16 protein-coding genes are annotated in these 16012 nt (G+C 60.6%); 7 read left to right on the top strand and 9 right to left on the bottom strand.

Features of this window, described 5'->3' with window-relative positions:
- The first annotated feature begins 16 nt into the window (after positions 1-16).
- The gene (gene mutM, locus ACYZT9_RS25230; protein WP_462007886.1) at positions 17-829 is read left to right on the top strand and encodes a bifunctional DNA-formamidopyrimidine glycosylase/DNA-(apurinic or apyrimidinic site) lyase; all 813 of its coding nucleotides are present in this window, start codon (positions 17-19) and stop codon (positions 827-829) included.
- A 49-nt stretch (positions 830-878) separates the two neighbouring features.
- Positions 879-1202, top strand: a complete 324-nt coding sequence (locus ACYZT9_RS25225) for a hypothetical protein (RefSeq protein WP_017341302.1) — start codon at positions 879-881, stop codon at positions 1200-1202.
- A 141-nt stretch (positions 1203-1343) separates the two neighbouring features.
- On the opposite strand, the gene ACYZT9_RS25220 is transcribed toward ACYZT9_RS25225, so the two are convergent.
- From ACYZT9_RS25220 to ACYZT9_RS25200, 5 genes are all read right to left on the bottom strand, one after another.
- A complete protein-coding gene (locus ACYZT9_RS25220) occupies positions 1344-1595 on the bottom strand; it encodes a YfhL family 4Fe-4S dicluster ferredoxin (RefSeq protein WP_010466792.1) in 252 nt (83 codons plus the stop codon).
- Between the two features lie 131 nt (positions 1596-1726).
- Positions 1727-2206 carry a pantetheine-phosphate adenylyltransferase gene (gene coaD / locus ACYZT9_RS25215; protein ID WP_046039203.1) on the bottom strand — a complete coding sequence of 160 codons (480 nt, stop codon included), beginning with the start codon at positions 2204-2206 and terminating at the stop codon, positions 1727-1729.
- Between the two features lie 115 nt (positions 2207-2321).
- A complete protein-coding gene (locus ACYZT9_RS25210; protein ID WP_462007885.1) occupies positions 2322-3917 on the bottom strand; it encodes a GMC family oxidoreductase in 1596 nt (531 codons plus the stop codon).
- A 150-nt stretch (positions 3918-4067) separates the two neighbouring features.
- The gene (locus ACYZT9_RS25205; RefSeq protein ID WP_462007884.1) at positions 4068-4613 is read right to left on the bottom strand and encodes a twin-arginine translocation pathway signal protein; all 546 of its coding nucleotides are present in this window, start codon (positions 4611-4613) and stop codon (positions 4068-4070) included.
- 28 nt (positions 4614-4641) lie between these two features.
- Positions 4642-6072, bottom strand: a complete 1431-nt coding sequence (locus ACYZT9_RS25200; RefSeq protein WP_462007883.1) for a coniferyl aldehyde dehydrogenase — start codon at positions 6070-6072, stop codon at positions 4642-4644.
- Positions 6073-6218: 146 nt separating this feature from the next.
- Here ACYZT9_RS25200 and ACYZT9_RS25195 point away from each other — a divergent pair, with 146 nt between their 5' ends.
- Both ACYZT9_RS25195 and ACYZT9_RS25190 read left to right on the top strand, forming a co-directional pair.
- Positions 6219-6890, top strand: coding sequence for a TetR/AcrR family transcriptional regulator (locus ACYZT9_RS25195; RefSeq protein WP_462007882.1), 672 nt, complete (start codon positions 6219-6221; stop codon positions 6888-6890).
- Positions 6891-6919: 29 nt separating this feature from the next.
- On the top strand, positions 6920-7774 hold the full coding sequence (locus tag ACYZT9_RS25190; RefSeq protein ID WP_462007881.1) for a sulfurtransferase: 855 nt from the start codon (positions 6920-6922) through the stop codon (positions 7772-7774).
- A gap of 98 nt (positions 7775-7872) precedes the next feature.
- Here the strand turns inward: ACYZT9_RS25190 and ACYZT9_RS25185 are convergent, their stop codons facing one another.
- The 4 genes from ACYZT9_RS25185 to ACYZT9_RS25170 are packed head-to-tail and all read right to left on the bottom strand — an operon-like array spanning position 7873 to position 12400.
- Positions 7873-8892 (bottom strand): hydrolase, encoded by a 1020-nt coding sequence (locus tag ACYZT9_RS25185; RefSeq protein ID WP_462007880.1) that lies wholly within the window; start codon positions 8890-8892, stop codon positions 7873-7875.
- Between the two features lie 55 nt (positions 8893-8947).
- Positions 8948-9562 (bottom strand): 16S rRNA (guanine(966)-N(2))-methyltransferase RsmD, encoded by a 615-nt coding sequence (gene rsmD, locus ACYZT9_RS25180; RefSeq protein ID WP_462007879.1) that lies wholly within the window; start codon positions 9560-9562, stop codon positions 8948-8950.
- Entirely contained in the window at positions 9562-11052 is a 1491-nt protein-coding gene (locus ACYZT9_RS25175; RefSeq protein WP_462007878.1) for a M16 family metallopeptidase, read from the bottom strand. Before ACYZT9_RS25175 ends, rsmD begins: the two co-directional genes overlap by 1 nt.
- On the bottom strand, positions 11045-12400 hold the full coding sequence (locus tag ACYZT9_RS25170; RefSeq protein WP_462007877.1) for a M16 family metallopeptidase: 1356 nt from the start codon (positions 12398-12400) through the stop codon (positions 11045-11047). The genes ACYZT9_RS25175 and ACYZT9_RS25170 overlap by 8 nt, the downstream gene beginning before the upstream one ends.
- A gap of 344 nt (positions 12401-12744) precedes the next feature.
- Between ACYZT9_RS25170 and ftsY the strand changes: the two genes are divergently transcribed.
- The 3 genes from ftsY to ftsX are packed head-to-tail and all read left to right on the top strand — an operon-like array spanning position 12745 to position 15928.
- Positions 12745-14241, top strand: a complete 1497-nt coding sequence (gene ftsY / locus ACYZT9_RS25165) for a signal recognition particle-docking protein FtsY (RefSeq protein WP_462007876.1) — start codon at positions 12745-12747, stop codon at positions 14239-14241.
- A complete protein-coding gene (gene ftsE, locus ACYZT9_RS25160) occupies positions 14238-14909 on the top strand; it encodes a cell division ATP-binding protein FtsE (protein WP_017341290.1) in 672 nt (223 codons plus the stop codon). The genes ftsY and ftsE overlap by 4 nt, the downstream gene beginning before the upstream one ends.
- Complete coding sequence (gene ftsX, locus ACYZT9_RS25155) at positions 14906-15928, top strand: permease-like cell division protein FtsX (RefSeq protein ID WP_462007875.1); 1023 nt, start codon at positions 14906-14908, stop codon at positions 15926-15928. Before ftsE ends, ftsX begins: the two co-directional genes overlap by 4 nt.
- Positions 15929-16012: the final 84 nt, after the last annotated feature.

Genomic DNA, 16012 nt, shown 5'->3' with positions numbered 1-16012 from the left:
CTGATTCGAGAGCGCCATGCCTGAACTGCCAGAAGTCGAAACCACCCGCCGCGGCATTGCGCCTCACCTGGAAGGCCAGCGCGTCAGCCGGGTGATTGTGCGTGATCGCCGCCTGCGCTGGCCGATCCCTGAAGACCTGGATGTGCGGCTCTCCGGCCAGCGCATCGTGCTGGTGGAACGGCGCGCCAAGTACCTGCTGATCAATGCCGAAGTCGGCACATTGATTAGCCATTTGGGGATGTCAGGCAATCTGCGTCTGGTGGAAGTCGGCATGCCGGCCGCCAAGCATGAGCATGTGGATATCGAACTGGAATCGGGCCTGGCCCTGCGCTACACCGACCCACGACGCTTCGGCGCGATGCTCTGGAGCCTCGACCCGCTCAACCACGAATTGCTGATTCGCCTGGGGCCGGAGCCGTTGACCGACCTGTTCGACGGTGAGCGCCTGTTCCAGCAGTCCCGCGGGCGTTCGATGGCGGTCAAGCCGTTCATCATGGACAACGCGGTGGTGGTCGGCGTCGGCAATATCTACGCGACTGAAGCGCTGTTTGCGGCCGGTATCGACCCGCGTCGTGAGGCCAAAAGCGTTTCCCGGGCGCGCTATTTGAAGCTGGCCATTGAGATCAAACGCATTCTGGCCGCCGCTATCGAGCGCGGTGGCACCACCTTGCGCGACTTTATCGGCGGCGACGGTCAGCCGGGTTATTTCCAGCAGGAATTGTTCGTGTATGGCCGCGGTGCCGAGCCGTGCAAGGTCTGTGGAACGCAGCTGCGGGAAGTCAGACTCGGGCAGCGCGCCAGCGTCTTTTGCCCTCGCTGTCAGAGCTGATATCTCCTACGGTCTATAGTCAGTGTTCTCACTGTTACAGGACCGTGCCATGAATCTGCTTCGAACCGCTGCCGTCGTTGTGCTGCTGAGCGTCGGTACGCCAGTGCTGGCGGCAAACACCGGCAGCGGTGATCCGCGCTACACCATTCAGAATCCGCCGGCCTACGCCATGCTTGGCGATTTGCTGATTGCCCGACCCTTGCTGGTCGCGGCAACAGTCATCGGCGCGGGCGCATTTGTGGTGTCGTTGCCGTTTACCGCGCTGGGCGGCAATGTCGGCGATGCAGGGCAGGCGCTAGTGGTTGATCCGGCGAAAGCGGCGTTCGTGCGGTGTCTGGGGTGCATCGGGGAGGGGTTTGAGCAGCGGGAGTGAAGTCAGTCAAGTCTTCGGTGTGGCTGATGGCCTTATCGCGAGCAAGCTCGCTCCCACAGTAGATCTTCGGTGTATGTCACAACGTAAATCCCCTGTGGGAGCGAGCTTGCTCGCGATGGCGTCAGGACAGGCACCGCAAATTCAAGCCTTACCGGTAATAATCCGATACTTCGCCATCAATTGCTCTTCAGTCTCCGGATGCGCCTCATCCAGCGGAATGCAATCCACCGGGCACACCTGCTGGCACTGAGGTTCGTCGTAGTGGCCGACACATTGTGTGCACAGGTTCGGGTCGATCACGTAGATCTCCTCGCCCTGGGAAATGGCGGCGTTCGGGCACTCGGGTTCGCAGACGTCGCAATTGATGCAATCGTCGGTGATGATCAGGGACATGCTAACTCCAGCCGGGGCGCGAGGCCCGGGCGCTAAAAACCAATGCGCAATTGTGCCGCATTGGAGCCCGCAGTGCACGCGGGTGCGACGTACTGTAGGAGTCGGCTTGCCGACTCCTACAACGGTTGGCGTTATTTCTTGAAGCGTTCGGTGAGGGCGTCCGCCACCACAGGGTGAACGAATTTGGTGATATCGCCGCCCAAAGCCGCGATTTCCCGGACCAGTGTCGAGGAAATGAACGAGTAACGCTCGGACGGCGTCAGAAACAGGCTTTCCACGTCCGGCGCCAGCTGACGGTTCATGTTGGCCAGTTGAAATTCGTATTCGAAGTCCGACACCGCGCGCAAACCACGCAGGAACACGTTGGCATTCTTCTCTTTGGCGAAGTGCGCCAACAGCGTCGAGAAACCGACGACTTCAACGTTCGGTAGATGTTTAGTGACCTCGCGGGCCAGTTCCACACGCTGTTCCAGGGGAAACAACGGGTTTTTCTTCGGGCTGGCAGCGACAGCGATGATCACGTGATCGAACAGGCGCGAGGCGCGTTCGACCAAGTCGCCATGGCCCTTGGTAATAGGGTCGAAGGTTCCTGGGTACAACACTCGGTTCATCGCGTCGTCCTGGCGGGAGTCCGTTGGGGAGTCGGATGGTATCGCAGCCGTCCCGGTCGGCCAAGTCGCCTGTTGGGTAAGAAAGCACTATAGACGATGGGAATATTCGCTCTTTTCATGGATTTTTCAAACGTTCGGCGAGCGAAGTCGCCAATTGCGCGGTCAGCCCGTAGACCGACAACTGCGGGTTCGCGCCAATGCTGGTGGGGAACAGGGAGCCGTCGTGGATCGACAGGTTGCTGAGTTGATGATGCCGGCCAAGGCTATCGGTCACTGCGTTTTTCGGGTCCTCACCCATGGCGCAACCGCCCATCACATGGGCACTGCCCAAGCGTGTGCGATACAGCTCAAGACTCAACCCGTCGATCAGCGTGCGCGCTTCGGCCAGGGTTTTCACGTAACGCGCGTCGGCGTGCATTGGCATGACCGCTTTGGCGCCCCCGGCGAACTGGATCTCGGCCATGCTGTGGAAGGCGCGGCGTAAACCGTCCCAGGCGTAGGCTGAAACCTGATAGTCGAGCACCGGCGTGTTGTCACTGCGCAGCTCAACGCTGCCGCCGGGGCTGTCCGGGTGAAAACCATCGCGCAGCAGCGCGAGCATGGCGTGGGTGTGGGGCAGGTTTTCCATGTGCTGCGCGTTTTCCTTGCCGAAGCCGCCGAGCAGGGTGGCCGCCAGCGCCGGGTGCAGCGGTGGCACTTCGAGTTTGTAGGCCATCTTGCCGGTCGCGCCGTCCTGCCATTGGAAGTGATCAGAGTAGATCGACTGCGGAGCGCCGTAGAACGGGTTGATCACCTCGTCAAACAGCCCGGCGGACATGTTTACCAGATGCAGAAAGGTCCGTTTGCCCAGCCGCTTGTGCGGGTCTGGCGCCTCTGATCGCAACAGCAGCGCGGGGCTGTTGATTCCACCGCCGGCCAGCACGTAATGCCGCGCCTTGACCGTGATCGTCTTGCCGGTGGGGGTGACGCAGCGATCGTCCATCGCCACGCACTGCAGGCCTGTGACCTTGCCGTCCTTGATCACTAATTTTTCAGCGCGGGCCAGGTAAATCAGTTCGCCGCCCTTTTCCAGGGTCGCCGGAATCGTCGTCACCAACATCGATTGCTTGGCGTTGGTCGGACAACCCATGCCGCAATAACCGATGTTCCAGCAGCCGCGCACGTTGCGCGGGATCACGTGCCAGCTGTAGCCGAGCTTTTCGCAGCCCTTGCGGATCACGTCGTTGTTGGCGTTCGGCGGGATCATCCAGGGCGCAACGCCCAGACGTTGCTCCATTGACTCGAACCACGGCGCCATCTCGGCGGGGCTGTGGCCTTTGACGTTGTGCTCCCTGGCCCAGTGTTCGAGTGTCGGGTCCGGGGTACGAAAGCTCGATGTCCAGTTGATCAGCGTGGTGCCGCCCACCGCTCGACCTTGAAGGATAGTGATCGCGCCGTCCTTGCTCATGCGGCCGATGCCTTCCTGATAGAGGCTGGTGTAGGCCTCGTCTTCGAGCAGCTTGAAGTCACTGCTGGTCTTAAGTGGGCCTTCTTCGATCAGCAACACCTTGTAGCCAGCGGCGCTGAGGATTTCGGCGGTGGTGCCGCCGCCCGCGCCGCTGCCAATGATCGCCACATCCGCTTCGAGGGTCAGGTCCTCGGTCAGTTGCGAGCCGTTGTAGGTTTTCCAGCCGCGGGCCATGCCTTCGCGGAACGGGTCGGGTACGGGCATCTTTAAGTTCTCTTATTATTGTTTATTCGGGGTGATGCGGCTGACGTCTTCGTCGGAACGCCGCCCGGAGCAAGCCCGCTCCCACATTGGATCTTCAGCGTTCATAGAACCCTGTGGGAGCGGGCTTGCCCGCGAAGGGGCGATTCGATCTCAGACGGTCGGCGGCCCGGGATACCCGCAATGCGCCCACGATTCCCGGCGGCTGTACCACGCCATCATCACCAGTTGCTGCAACGAGCTGTGCCCCATGCGCAGCAGGCTCAACGAGCTGTTTTCCCAGCGATCAAGAAAGTGTCGGATCTCATCGGCGCTGGCGTTTTCCCAACTGCCCCAGATCCCGGTCAATGGCCCGCGAGTCACGGCCATCCCCAACACATCGAACAGTTGCCGGGTCAGCTTGAGCATTTCCGGCGACAGATGATCAAGCCCGTTATCCAGTGTTTTCAGGGTGCCATCCACGGCCGTTGGCAGGTTCTCGACCGCCACGGCACCGTCGAGCATCACCGGGATCAGCGCTCGCAAAAACAGCAGATCGCCGCTGCGCAATATCGCGAAACCGTTGGCCGGGATGTTCGAGGAGCAGCCGCTGAGGCTCGCACCCAGTCCGGCTGTGGCCAGGAAAGCACTCGCACCGAGGCTGAATTTAAGCAAGCCGCGCCGTGACAGCGCGGGTGTATCGGACAGGCCTGGGCTCATTATTGTTATTACCCGAAAAGGAAGATCGTTAGCGGATAAACAGCTTCTGGATCAGTTTCTGAATGGATTTGCCGTATGGCGGGTAGATCAGCTTCGCCGCGTTGAAACGCTGTTTGATCAGCACGCCTTTGGCCTTGCTGAAGGTCAGGAAGCCTTCATGGCCGTGATAATGGCCCATGCCCGAGGCGCCGATGCCGCCGAACGGCATGTCGTCCTGAGCGACGTGCAGCAGCGTGTCGTTCAGGCACACGCCGCCGGAATGTGTCTCGTGCAGGACGCGGTTTTGTTCGCGCTTGTCGTAGCCGAAGTAATACAGCGCCAGCGGCCTAGGTCGCTGGCTGATGTAGGCAAACGCTTCATCCAGATCCGTGTACGGAACGATCGGCAGCAGAGGGCCGAAGATTTCGTCCTGCATCACCATCATGTCGTCAGTGACGTTGAGCAGCAGGCTGTGGCTCATGCGGCGCCCCTGACCTTGGTCGAACAACGGGATCAGCAGCGCGCCTTTGCTGGTGGCATCGCTGATGTAGCCGTTGAGCCGGGCGAGTTGTCGGTCATTGATGATCGCGGTGTAGTCCGGGTTGTCAGCCAGGGTCGGATAAAATCCGCGAACCGCCAGACGGTAGGCTTCGATGAACGAGCCTACGCGGTCTTCCGGCACCAGCACGTAGTCCGGGGCCACGCAGGTTTGTCCGGCGTTGAGCGTCTTTCCGAACGCGATGCGTTCGGCGGCGTCCTTCAACGGCACATCGCGGGAAACGATGGCCGGGGATTTGCCGCCCAGTTCCAGCGTCACCGGAGTCAGGTTCTCGGCTGCCGCGCGCATCACATGTTTGCCGATGCTGGTGGCGCCGGTGAACAGCAGGTGATCGAAACGCAGGCGGGAAAACGCCACGCCGATATCGGCCTCGCCGAGCACCACGCACACCAGGTCTTCGGGAAAGATCCGGCCCAGCAGTTCCTTGAGCAGCAAGCCGGTGGCGGGCGTCGACTCACTGAGTTTGAGCATCACCCGGTTGCCCGCCGACAAGGCGCCCACCAATGGGCCGATGGCCAGATACAGTGGATAGTTCCAGGGCACGATCACCCCGACCACGCCCAGCGGCTGATAAACGACTTTGGCCGAAGCGGGCTGAAAGGCAACGCCGACTTTGCGCCGTGAAGGCTTCATCCAGCCTTTGAGGTGCTGACTGGCGTAGTGAATGCCGTGCAGGCTAGGCATCAGTTCGGCGAGCAGGGTTTCATCGGCGCTGCGGTGGCTGAAGTCCTGACTGATGGCGTCGATCAGCGCCTGGCGCTCAGTGCTCAAAAGATCACGCAGGGCTTTGAGCCATTGCTGGCGCTGCGCCGCGGGCGGCATCGGGTTGGCGGCATAGGCTGCGCGCTGGGCGTTGAACAGGGTTTGGAGTTCTTCCAGTGGCTGCTGCAGGTTCTGAAGGTAGGCAATTTCAGCAGTCATGGTCATCTCCGGACTTATTGTAATGAAGAGCTTTTTAGAGTCTATGCTCTAGAAAGTCAAATGACATCCTGGCGCAGCATTGTTTTCTCCGTCGGCGGATAGGTCGTAAGATGCCCGTCAACGCACTCTGAATTAAAGCTCAAGCCATGGCCCCACGGATCAAAACCAGCGAGCGCATCGTGCAGAACAGCCTGGAGCTGTTCAATCAGCAGGGTGAGCGCAGCATCAGCACCAACCACATTGCTGCCCACATGGAAATTTCCCCGGGCAACCTGTACTACCACTTCCCCAACAAGCAGGCGATCATCGCCGTATTGTTCAGTGAGTACGAAAGCCTGGTGGACAGCTTCCTGCGCCCCCCCCAAGGGCGCGCCGCGACGGTTGAGGACAAGCGTTACTACCTCCAGGAGTTGCTGGCGGCCATGTGGCGCTACCGGTTTTTGCACCGTGACCTCGAACACTTGCTCGACAGCGATCCGGAACTGGCTGCCCGCTACCGGCGTTTTTCCCAACGCTGCGTGATCCAGGGCACAGCGATCTACAGAGGGTTCGTCGAGGCCGGCATCTTGAAGATGGACCGGGTGCAGATCGAATCCCTGACGCTCAACGCCTGGATCATCCTGACGTCCTGGGTGCGTTTCCTCTGCACCACGCGGGAAAACTCCAAACACCTGAGCGAACAGGCGATCAAACGTGGGGTTTACCAGGTGCTGGTGCTGGAGGCGGGGTTTGTCACGGATCAGTCCCGCGACGCGGTCAACGCGTTGTTCGAGGAGTTTTACGTGCCGCTGGCTCAAGCGTTGGAAGAAGTGCAGTAGGATCTACCACGTCATTACAGGAGTCTGTCATGCCCATTGCGCAACTGATCAACCCGCAAGCACTGGACCTGAAAAAGGAGCAGCCGGGGCTGGTGATTCTGGATTGTCGTTTTGCCCTCGAAGACCCGGATTACGGCCAGCGCAGCTATGCCGACGGGCATATCGCCGGATCGAGTTTTGCCGATCTTGAGCGTGATTTGAGCGGGGCAGTGGTCAAGGGCGTGACCGGGCGTCATCCGTTGCCCGAACCTGAAGGCTTGATCGAGCGTTTGCAGACCTGGGGCATCAATGCCGACAGCGAAGTGGTTTTGTATGACGACGGTCCCGGTGCCTACGCAGCGCGGGCCTGGTGGTTGCTGGCCTGGCTGGGCAAGCGCGATGGCGTGTTCATCCTCAATGGTGGGCTCAAGGCCTGGCACGGAGCGGGTTTGCCCTTGAGTCTCGATGCTCCCGGTGTTGAACGTGGCACCTTTACCGGGACGCCGGACAATGTGCTGATCCTGAGCGCCGAACAGCTTCAGCAACGTCTCGGCCAACCCGCGCTGACGTTGCTCGATGCTCGTGCCTTGCCGCGCTTCAAGGGTGAAGTGGAACCGATCGACCCGATTGCCGGACACATTCCCGGTGCTCAATGCGCGGCGTTCACCGACAATCTGGGCAGTGACGGGCGTTTCTTGTCGGCCGATCAGCTCAAGCAGCGGTTTGCGGAGAAACTGGGTAATCGCTCGCCGACTGATCTGGTGGCGTACTGCGGCTCCGGTGTGACGGCGTGCCATAACCTGTTTGCTTTGTGCCTGGCCGGTTATCCGTTGGGTTCGCTGTACGCCGGGTCGTGGAGCGAGTGGATCAACGATCCTGCGCGGGGCGTCGCTACCGGCGAATAAACCCCAACCCCCCCCTGTAGGAGCGAGCTTGCTCGCGAAAAACGTTCAGCAGACGCGTTCATTCAGGCAGCGCGCGTTATCGTTGACGTGCTTCGCGATCAATCGAGCGTCGACCGGCTGCTCCTACAAGGAATGGTGGCCAGCCACTGCGGGATGCGCCGTTCCAGGTAGTAACCCGGTTGCCGGAACGTGCCATCGACGAAGCCGACATGCCCACCCTTGGCTTGCAGCTCGAATTGAGTGCAGGCGGACAATTCCTCGGCTGCCGGCAGGCTGTGAGGAAACACAAACGGGTCGTCGGCCGCCTGAATGATCAGCGTCGGTGTGCGAATTTCGCCAAGGAAATAGCGGCTCGAGGCGCGGCGATAGTAATCCTGTGCGTCGCTGAAGCCATGCAGCGGCGCGGTGACCCTGCCATCGAAATCCCAGAAGGTGCGCATGTTTTCCAGCGAGCCGAGGGCGGCCAGTTTTGCCAGGCTATCCTCACGCCCGTCATGTTGGAATTGCCGTTGCTTGTTCTTGATGTAGGCGACCATTTCGCGCATGAAGTGCGCCTGATACACCTTCGAGAAACCCTGGCCGATACGGTCGGCGCACTGATCAAGTCGAAACGGCACCGATACCGCCACCGCGCCGAGCACGCCACTGTCGCTGCCGCTCTCGCCCAAGTGTTTGAGCAAAACGTTGCCGCCGAGGGAATAACCGACCGCGTACAGCGGTGCGAGCGGTCGTTTGGCCCGCAGATGTTTGATGGCTTCCGCCAGGTCTTCACTGGCGCCGGAGTGGTAGCTGCGCGGCAAGAGATTCGGTTCGCCGGAACAGCCGCGCCAGTTCAGCGCGACGCTGGCCCAGCCCTGGGCACCCAGCGCCTTTTGCACGCCGGCCACATAAGGCGAACTGGAAGAACCGGTCAGGCCGTGCAACACCAGCACCAGCGGCGTATCGGCGCAGTGCGGACCGTGCCAGTCCAGGTCAAGAAAGTCGCCATCTTCGAGCCACAAGCGTTCGCGCTCGCGCTCGATGGGGGTGGTTTTGCGCCACAGCGGTCCCCACAAGGTCTGCAAGTGCGGGTTGCCAAGGCCGAAGGCGGGGGTGAAACGTTCTGACGCAAGGGGCACGATTTCTCTCGATGCAGCGGTGCGCAACCTGTGCGCACCTTGTCAGGCCAGTCGATTAACTGGCGATCTCTGCCATACGTTGCCACAACGAGTAGTAGACGCGCCCGGATTTCTGCTCGCGGTGCAGACGCCAGTTCGCCGGTAAGCCGAGCGTTGACGGTGCGGTTTCACTTTCGGTGTACACCCAGGCGTCGTCCGCCAGCCATTGGCGCTCTTCAAGCAGGGTGCACACGGTCGGCAACAGGTTCTGGTTGAACGGCGGATCGAGGAAAACCAGGTCGTAGGCGACCGCTGGCTGGGTTTCCAGATAACGCAGTGCGTCGGCCGTTTGAACCTGGCCGGTGGTGCAGCGCAGCGTGCCCAGATGTTCCTTCAGGCTGGACACCGCGATGTTGCTCGCGTCCAGCGCCTGACCCATGGCCGCGCCACGGGACAAGGCTTCGAGAAACAGCGCGCCGCTACCGGCGAACGGATCGAGCACCTTGGCCCCGGCCACATACGGCGCGAGCCAGTTGAACAGGGTTTCGCGCACCCGGTCCGGGGTTGGGCGCAGGCCCGGCGCATCAGGGAAACTCAGTTTACGGCTGCGCCATTCGCCGCCGATGATGCGCAGTTGGTTCACGCCGTTATGCACGTTGTGAACAGGTTTTTTTGGACGGGAAGTGGCCATTAATGCTCCGGAACCCCGAGCGGCTGCTCGGCAGGTTTATCAGTAGGGGCCGGTAACGGCTTTTGCGGCACGGTCGGGCCAGCGCTGACGATGACCATTTTGTCCGTGCTCAGGTGTTTGTTCAGTGCGGCTTTGACTTGCTCGACGGTCAGGCTCTGGGACTGCTGCATGAAGTCCTCCAGGTAGCTCAACGGCAGGTTGTAGAAACCCATCGCGCCGAGCTGGCCGACGATATCCGCGTTGCTGGCGGTGGACAGCGGGAAGCTGCCGGCCAGTTCACGCTTGGCGTCCTCGAGTTCTTTCTCGGTCGGGCCGGTTTTAAGGTAGTCGGCGAGCACGTCCTGCACCAGTTTCAGCGTGCCTTCGCTCATTTCGGCGCGGGTTTGCAGGTTGATCATGAACGGGCCGCGCGCCTGCATCGGGGTGAAGCCCGAATACACGCCATACGTCAGGCCACGTTTCTCGCGCACTTCGCTCATCAGGCGGGTGCCAAAGCCACCGCCGCCGAGGATCTGATTGCCCATCGACAAGGCCGCGTAATCCGGATCGTCCCGGTCGATGCCCAGTTGCGCGAGCATCAGGTTGGTCTGCTTGGATGGGAACTCGATGTGGCCAATGCTGGCTTTCGGCTCGGCCGGTTGCGGCAGTTTCGCCAATGCGGGGCCTTTTGGCAGCGCGCTGGACACTTGTGAGGCAATGGCTTCGGCGTCGGCGCGAGAAAGGTCGCCTACCAGCGCAATCACGACGTTGCCGGCGGCGTAGGCTCTCTCATGGAATGCCTTCAATTGCGCCAGGGTGATAGCCGGAATGGTTGTCGCCGTGCCATCGCTGGAATGCGCATACGGGTGATCGCCGTACAGGCGGTTCATCAGTTCGATGCTGGCGAGTTTGCCGGGGTTCTGTTTCTGATATTCGAAGCCAGCCAGCATCTGGTTCTTGATGCGCGCAAACGAATCGGCGGGGAAGGTCGGTTTGCCGACGACTTCGGAGAACAGCTTCAGCGCGGGCTCGCGTTTGTCCAAGGCACTGAGGCTACGCAGAGAAGCCAGTGCCATGTCCTTGAACGCGCCATTGCCAAAGTCAGCGCCCAGGCCTTCGAAGCCTTGGGCGATGGCGCCAACATCTTTGCCGGCCACGCCTTCGTTGAGCATCGCGTTGGTCAGCACAGCCAGGCCCGGCGCCTCGCCGTCCTGGCTGCTGCCTGCGGCGAAGATCAGGCGCATGTCGAACATCGGCAGCTCACGGGCTTCGACGAACAGCACCTTAGCGCCCTCGGCCGTGTTCCAGGTCTGCACGTCCAGGCTGCGGCGACTCGGTGCCTTGCCGTCGAGTTCGGCCAGCGATTGCAGCTTCTGGCTGGATTTGGCCTTGTCGAAGGCTTCGCTGGCGTTGGACTCATCGGTCTTCAAGAAATAGAACGCAGCGGAGCCGATCAATGCGACAGCGATCAGGCCAATCAAGGCCAGGCGTGGTTTTTTACGCTCACTCATGAGTCGTCTCCAGTGGCAGGACATGGGCGACGCTGAGACGTTCGCGGGTGAAATACAGCTTGGCGGCTTTCTGGATGTCTTCTGGCGTGACGCTTTCCAGCTCGGCCAGCTCGGTGTCCATCAGTTTCCAGGACAGGCCGACGGTTTCCAATTGGCCGATAGCGGTGGCCTGGCTGGTGATCGAGTCACGCTCGTAAACCAGGCCGGCAATCACTTGAGCCCGAACGCGCTCCAGCTCTTCAGCGGATGGCGCAGTGGTTTTCAGCTGTTCGAGCAGCTTCCACAAGCCGGCTTCGGCCTGGGCGATGGTTTTGTTTTTCTGGGTGTTCGGCGTTGCCGACAGGGTGAACAGGCTGTCGCCGCGGGTGTAGGCGTCGTAGCTCGACGAACCGCCGGACACCAGTTCTTCACCGCGTTCCAGTTGTGTCGGGATGCGCCCGCTGTAGCCGCCGTCGAGCAGGGCCGAGATCAGGCGCAAGGCGTTGACCGAACGCTTGTCTTCAGCAGTGGCGATGCTCGGCACGTTGAAGCCCAGCATCAGGCTCGGCAGTTGGGTCTGCACGTGCAGCGTGATCTGGCGCTCTCCGGGCTCGGCCAGTTCGATCGGTTTTTTTGCCGGTGGCACGTCGCGTTTGGCGATCGGGCCGAAGTAGCGCTGGGCCAGGGTTTTGACCTCGTCCGGCGTTACGTCGCCGACCACCACCAGCGTGGCGTTGTTCGGCGCGTACCAGGATTGGTACCAGTGGCGCAGTTCTTCAACTTTCATGCGGTCCAGGTCAGCCATCCAGCCGATGGTCGGCGTGTGGTAACCGCTGGCGGGGTAGGCCATGGCCTTGTAGCGCTCGTAGGCCTTGGACATCGGTTTGTCGTCAGTGCGCAAACGACGCTCTTCTTTAATGACTTCGATCTCGCGGGCGAACTCATCGGCCGGCAGGCGCAGGCTGGCCATGCGGTCCGCTTCCAGTTCGAAGGCCACGCCCAGACGATCGCGGGCCAGCACTTGGTAATAAGCGGTGAAGTCATCGCTGGTGAAAGCGTTCTCTTCGGCGCCGAGGTCGCGCAGGATCAGCGAGGCTTCGCCGGGGCCGACTTTCTCGCTGCCTTTGAACATCATGTGTTCCAGCGCGTGGGACAAACCGGTCTGTCCTGGCGTCTCATAGCTTGAACCGACCTTGTACCAGACCTGCGAAACCACCACTGGCGCACGATGGTCTTCGCGCACGACGACCTTCAGGCCGTTGTCGAGGGTGAATTCGTGGGTGGGTTGCGGATCGGCAGCGAAGGCTGAAAGTGGCAGACAAACTGTGCTGAGCAGCAGGCCTGCAGCGCGGCGGGCTAGAGCATTCATTCGTTTTTTAAACCTTTGGGGCTGCCCGCTTGGTCTTAGCGTCGGCGGGCGAGAGGGTGCTAGGATACTGATCCGTTTTACTGGCGGCCACGCCTATCAGGCCTTTGCGTTTGATCAGGTTGAATGGGTTTGCGGCTGAAGGTTGTGGTTTATCGACTAAACTCTGCTTTTTCGCCGATTTTGCCGCTTCAGTCCTTCGTGAAATCGTTTTTGTCAGGTGCCGTTTGCACCTCCACAAAATGTTGCGCGTGAACAAGCTGGGTCAATCGCAGTCTGTTCTGCATCGAATATTTATTTGCCGGGGCGCCCTTTGGCGCGTCGCTACCGTGAGATAGCCGTCCTCCATGTTTGGTTCCAACGACGACAAGAAAGCCCCAGCTGAGGCTGGCGAGAAGAAAAGCCTGTTCGGATGGCTGCGCAAAAAGCCGCAGGAAACCGTCGTCGAACAGCCACAAGCCATTCCTGAACCAATACCCGCACCGGTAACAGGTGAGGAGCCGGCGCCGGTCGTATTGCCGATCGCCGAGCCAGTGCTGCAATCGGTGGTCGAGGCGGAGCCTGAAGTCGTGGTTGAGCAGCCGCTGACCACAGCCGCCACGCCGTGGCTGACGTTGCCAGTGGCGGAAGAGCCGGTGGCATTGGTTGAAGATGAATTGGTGCCGCATGTGACGCCGCCGATTCCGGCACCGACGGCGTTTTCTCCTGAACCTGTTCAGGTGCCACTGATTGAGCCAGTCGTGGTGGCCGAGCCTGCGCCGGCTGTTCCAGAACCAGTGATTCCTGCATCCGTTGCTCCGGCCGCTCCGGTTGTTCAAGCGCCAGAACCTGAACGGGTCGTCGCATCCGTTGCCGCCGCGCCCGTCGTGCCGGTCGAAACCCACGCCGAGCCTGCGCGCACCGAAGAAACCAAGGCCGGTTTCTTCGCCCGCCTCAAGCAAGGCTTGTCCAAGACCAGCGCCAGCATCGGCGAAGGCATGGCCAGCCTGTTCCTCGGCAAGAAGATCATCGACGACGAGCTGCTCGAAGACATCGAAACCCGTTTGCTGACGGCCGACGTTGGCGTCGAAGCGACTTCGGTGATCATCCAGCACCTGACCCAAAAGGTCGCCCGCAAAGAGCTGGCTGATGCCGACGCGCTCTACAAATCCCTGCAGGCTGAACTGGCTGCCATGCTCAAACCGGTTGAGCAGCCACTGAAAATCAACTCGCAAAACAAGCCGTTCGTGATTCTGGTCGTCGGCGTCAACGGTGCCGGCAAGACCACCACCATCGGCAAACTGGCGAAGAAACTGCAACTTGAAGGCAAGAAAGTCATGCTCGCGGCGGGCGATACCTTCCGTGCCGCGGCGGTCGAGCAATTGCAGGTCTGGGGCGAGCGCAACAAGATTCCGGTCATCGCCCAGCACACCGGCGCCGACTCGGCGTCGGTGATCTTCGACGCCGTGCAGGCCGCCAAGGCCCGTGGCATCGATGTGCTGATCGCCGACACAGCAGGTCGCCTGCACACCAAAGACAACTTGATGGAAGAGTTGAAGAAGGTTCGCCGGGTGATCAGCAAGCTCGACGCCGACGCACCGCATGAAGTGTTGCTGGTGCTTGATGCCGGCACGGGCCAGAACGCTATCAACCAGGCCAAGCAATTCAACCAGACTGTCGAACTGACGGGCCTGGCGCTGACCAAGCTCGACGGCACCGCCAAAGGCGGGGTGATTTTCGCCCTGGCCAAGCAGTTTGGCTTGCCGATTCGCTACATTGGCGTCGGGGAAGGCATCGATGACTTGCGTACTTTTGAAGCAGAACCCTTTGTCCAGGCACTGTTTGCCGAGCGGGAGCGTTCATGATTCGTTTCGAACAGGTCGGTAAACGCTACCCGAACGGTCACGTCGGCTTGCATGAGCTGAGCTTTCGAGTCCGTCGGGGCGAATTCTTGTTTGTGACCGGCCACTCTGGCGCCGGTAAAAGCACTTTGTTGCGGCTGCTGCTGGCGATGGAGCGTCCGACCACCGGCAAATTGCTGCTGGCCGGCCAGGACCTCGGCACCATCAGCAATGCGCAAATTCCATTCCTGCGTCGACAAATCGGCGTGGTGTTCCAGAACCACCAGTTGCTGTTCGATCGTACGGTGTTCAATAACGTCGCGCTGCCACTGCAGATCCTCGGTCTTTCCAAGGCCGAGATCGCCAAACGCGTGGATTCGGCCCTTGAGCGCGTCGCGTTATCGGACAAGACCGATCTGTACCCCGGCGACCTGTCCACCGGTCAGCAACAGCGCGTCGGCATTGCCCGCGCCATCGTTCACCGTCCGGCGTTGCTGCTGGCGGACGAGCCGACCGGTAACCTCGACCCGCGTCTAGCGGCCGAGATCATGGGCGTGTTCGAAGACATCAACCGTTTGGGCACCAGTGTGCTGATCGCCAGTCACGACCTGGCCCTGATCGCCCGAATGCGTCATCGCATGCTGACCCTGCAACGCGGCCGACTGATCGGCGACGGGGAGGCGGGCGTATGAGTGCGACACGCAGCCCCAAGGTTTCCGAACGCGTGGCGCCAAAAGCCGCCGATCCGCAACCGCAGAAGAAAAAACACGACGATGATGACGGCCCGGACTTCGCCACGCTGTTCCGTGCCTGGGTTGAAAGCCATCGCGCCAGTCTGCTGGACAGTTTGCGTCGCCTGGGCAAGCAGCCCATCGGCAGCTTCTTCACCTGCATGGTGATGGCCGTTGCGCTGAGTTTGCCGATGGGCCTGTCACTTTTGCTAAGTAACGTCGAGCGTCTCGGCGGCTCCTGGCAGCGTGCGGCGCAGATTTCCCTGTACTTGCAACTCGAGGCCAGCCCGACTGAAGGCGAGTCGTTGCGCGACCAGATCAAAAGCATTCCTGGCGTAGCCGATGCTGAATATGTCGGCCGTGATCAGGCGCTGGAAGAGTTTCAGCAGCAGTCCGGTCTGGGCGAGGCGTTGAAGGAACTGCCGGAAAATCCGCTGCCAGGCGTGGTGCTGGTGACCCCGAACGAAGTCGACAAGCCTGCGCTTGAAGCATTACGACAAAAACTTTCCGAGCTTCCGAAGGTACAACAGGCACAACTTGATCTAGTCTGGGTCGAGCGTCTAGCAGCGATTCTCAAGCTGGGTGACCGTTTTGTCTTCGGTCTGACCGTGCTTCTGGTTTCTGCATTACTTTTGGTGATAGGCAATACCATTCGTCTTCATATTGAAAACCGCCGCACAGAGATAGAAGTGATTAAACTCGTCGGCGGCACTGACAGTTATGTGCGCAGGCCCTTTCTGTACATGGGCGCGCTGTATGGCTTCGGTGCGGGGATACTTTCCTGGGGCGTTTTGGCGTTCGGCCTGGACTGGCTGAACGACGCGGTGGTTGGGCTGGCCGGTTTGTACGGCAGTGATTTCGCATTGGCCGGTGTACCGGCAGCCGACGGTCTGTCTCTCTTGCTTGGCGCGGTGCTGTTGGGGTATATCGGTGCATGGATAGCAGTCGCACGCCACCTGAGGGAGCTTGCGCCTAAGTAATATCATTTTGCTCGTATTGACCTTTCAGCGTTTATGGGAACTTGTCTTTTGGTTTCCGGTCAATTTTCGCAGTGCTGAACTGCA

This window comes from Pseudomonas sp. ZT5P21 (assembly GCF_054897785.1).
The sequence above is the reverse complement of the archived record's forward strand: the minus strand, read 5'-3'. Positions and strand labels throughout refer to the sequence as shown.

Coding starts and splice junctions, on each gene's coding strand:
- ftsE (WP_017341290.1), top strand. CDS start 14,238: ATGATTCGTTTCGAACAGGTCGGTAAACGCTACCCGAACGGTCACGTC.
- ACYZT9_RS25205 (WP_462007884.1), bottom strand. CDS start 4,613: ATGAGCCCAGGCCTGTCCGATACACCCGCGCTGTCACGGCGCGGCTTG.
- rsmD (WP_462007879.1), bottom strand. CDS start 9,562: ATGGCCACTTCCCGTCCAAAAAAACCTGTTCACAACGTGCATAACGGC.
- mutM (WP_462007886.1), top strand. CDS start 17: ATGCCTGAACTGCCAGAAGTCGAAACCACCCGCCGCGGCATTGCGCCT.
- ACYZT9_RS25200 (WP_462007883.1), bottom strand. CDS start 6,072: ATGACTGCTGAAATTGCCTACCTTCAGAACCTGCAGCAGCCACTGGAA.
- ACYZT9_RS25210 (WP_462007885.1), bottom strand. CDS start 3,917: ATGCCCGTACCCGACCCGTTCCGCGAAGGCATGGCCCGCGGCTGGAAA.
- ftsX (WP_462007875.1), top strand. CDS start 14,906: ATGAGTGCGACACGCAGCCCCAAGGTTTCCGAACGCGTGGCGCCAAAA.
- ACYZT9_RS25170 (WP_462007877.1), bottom strand. CDS start 12,400: ATGAATGCTCTAGCCCGCCGCGCTGCAGGCCTGCTGCTCAGCACAGTT.
- ACYZT9_RS25225 (WP_017341302.1), top strand. CDS start 879: ATGAATCTGCTTCGAACCGCTGCCGTCGTTGTGCTGCTGAGCGTCGGT.
- ACYZT9_RS25190 (WP_462007881.1), top strand. CDS start 6,920: ATGCCCATTGCGCAACTGATCAACCCGCAAGCACTGGACCTGAAAAAG.
- ftsY (WP_462007876.1), top strand. CDS start 12,745: ATGTTTGGTTCCAACGACGACAAGAAAGCCCCAGCTGAGGCTGGCGAG.
- ACYZT9_RS25195 (WP_462007882.1), top strand. CDS start 6,219: ATGGCCCCACGGATCAAAACCAGCGAGCGCATCGTGCAGAACAGCCTG.
- coaD (WP_046039203.1), bottom strand. CDS start 2,206: ATGAACCGAGTGTTGTACCCAGGAACCTTCGACCCTATTACCAAGGGC.
- ACYZT9_RS25175 (WP_462007878.1), bottom strand. CDS start 11,052: ATGAGTGAGCGTAAAAAACCACGCCTGGCCTTGATTGGCCTGATCGCT.
- ACYZT9_RS25220 (WP_010466792.1), bottom strand. CDS start 1,595: ATGTCCCTGATCATCACCGACGATTGCATCAATTGCGACGTCTGCGAA.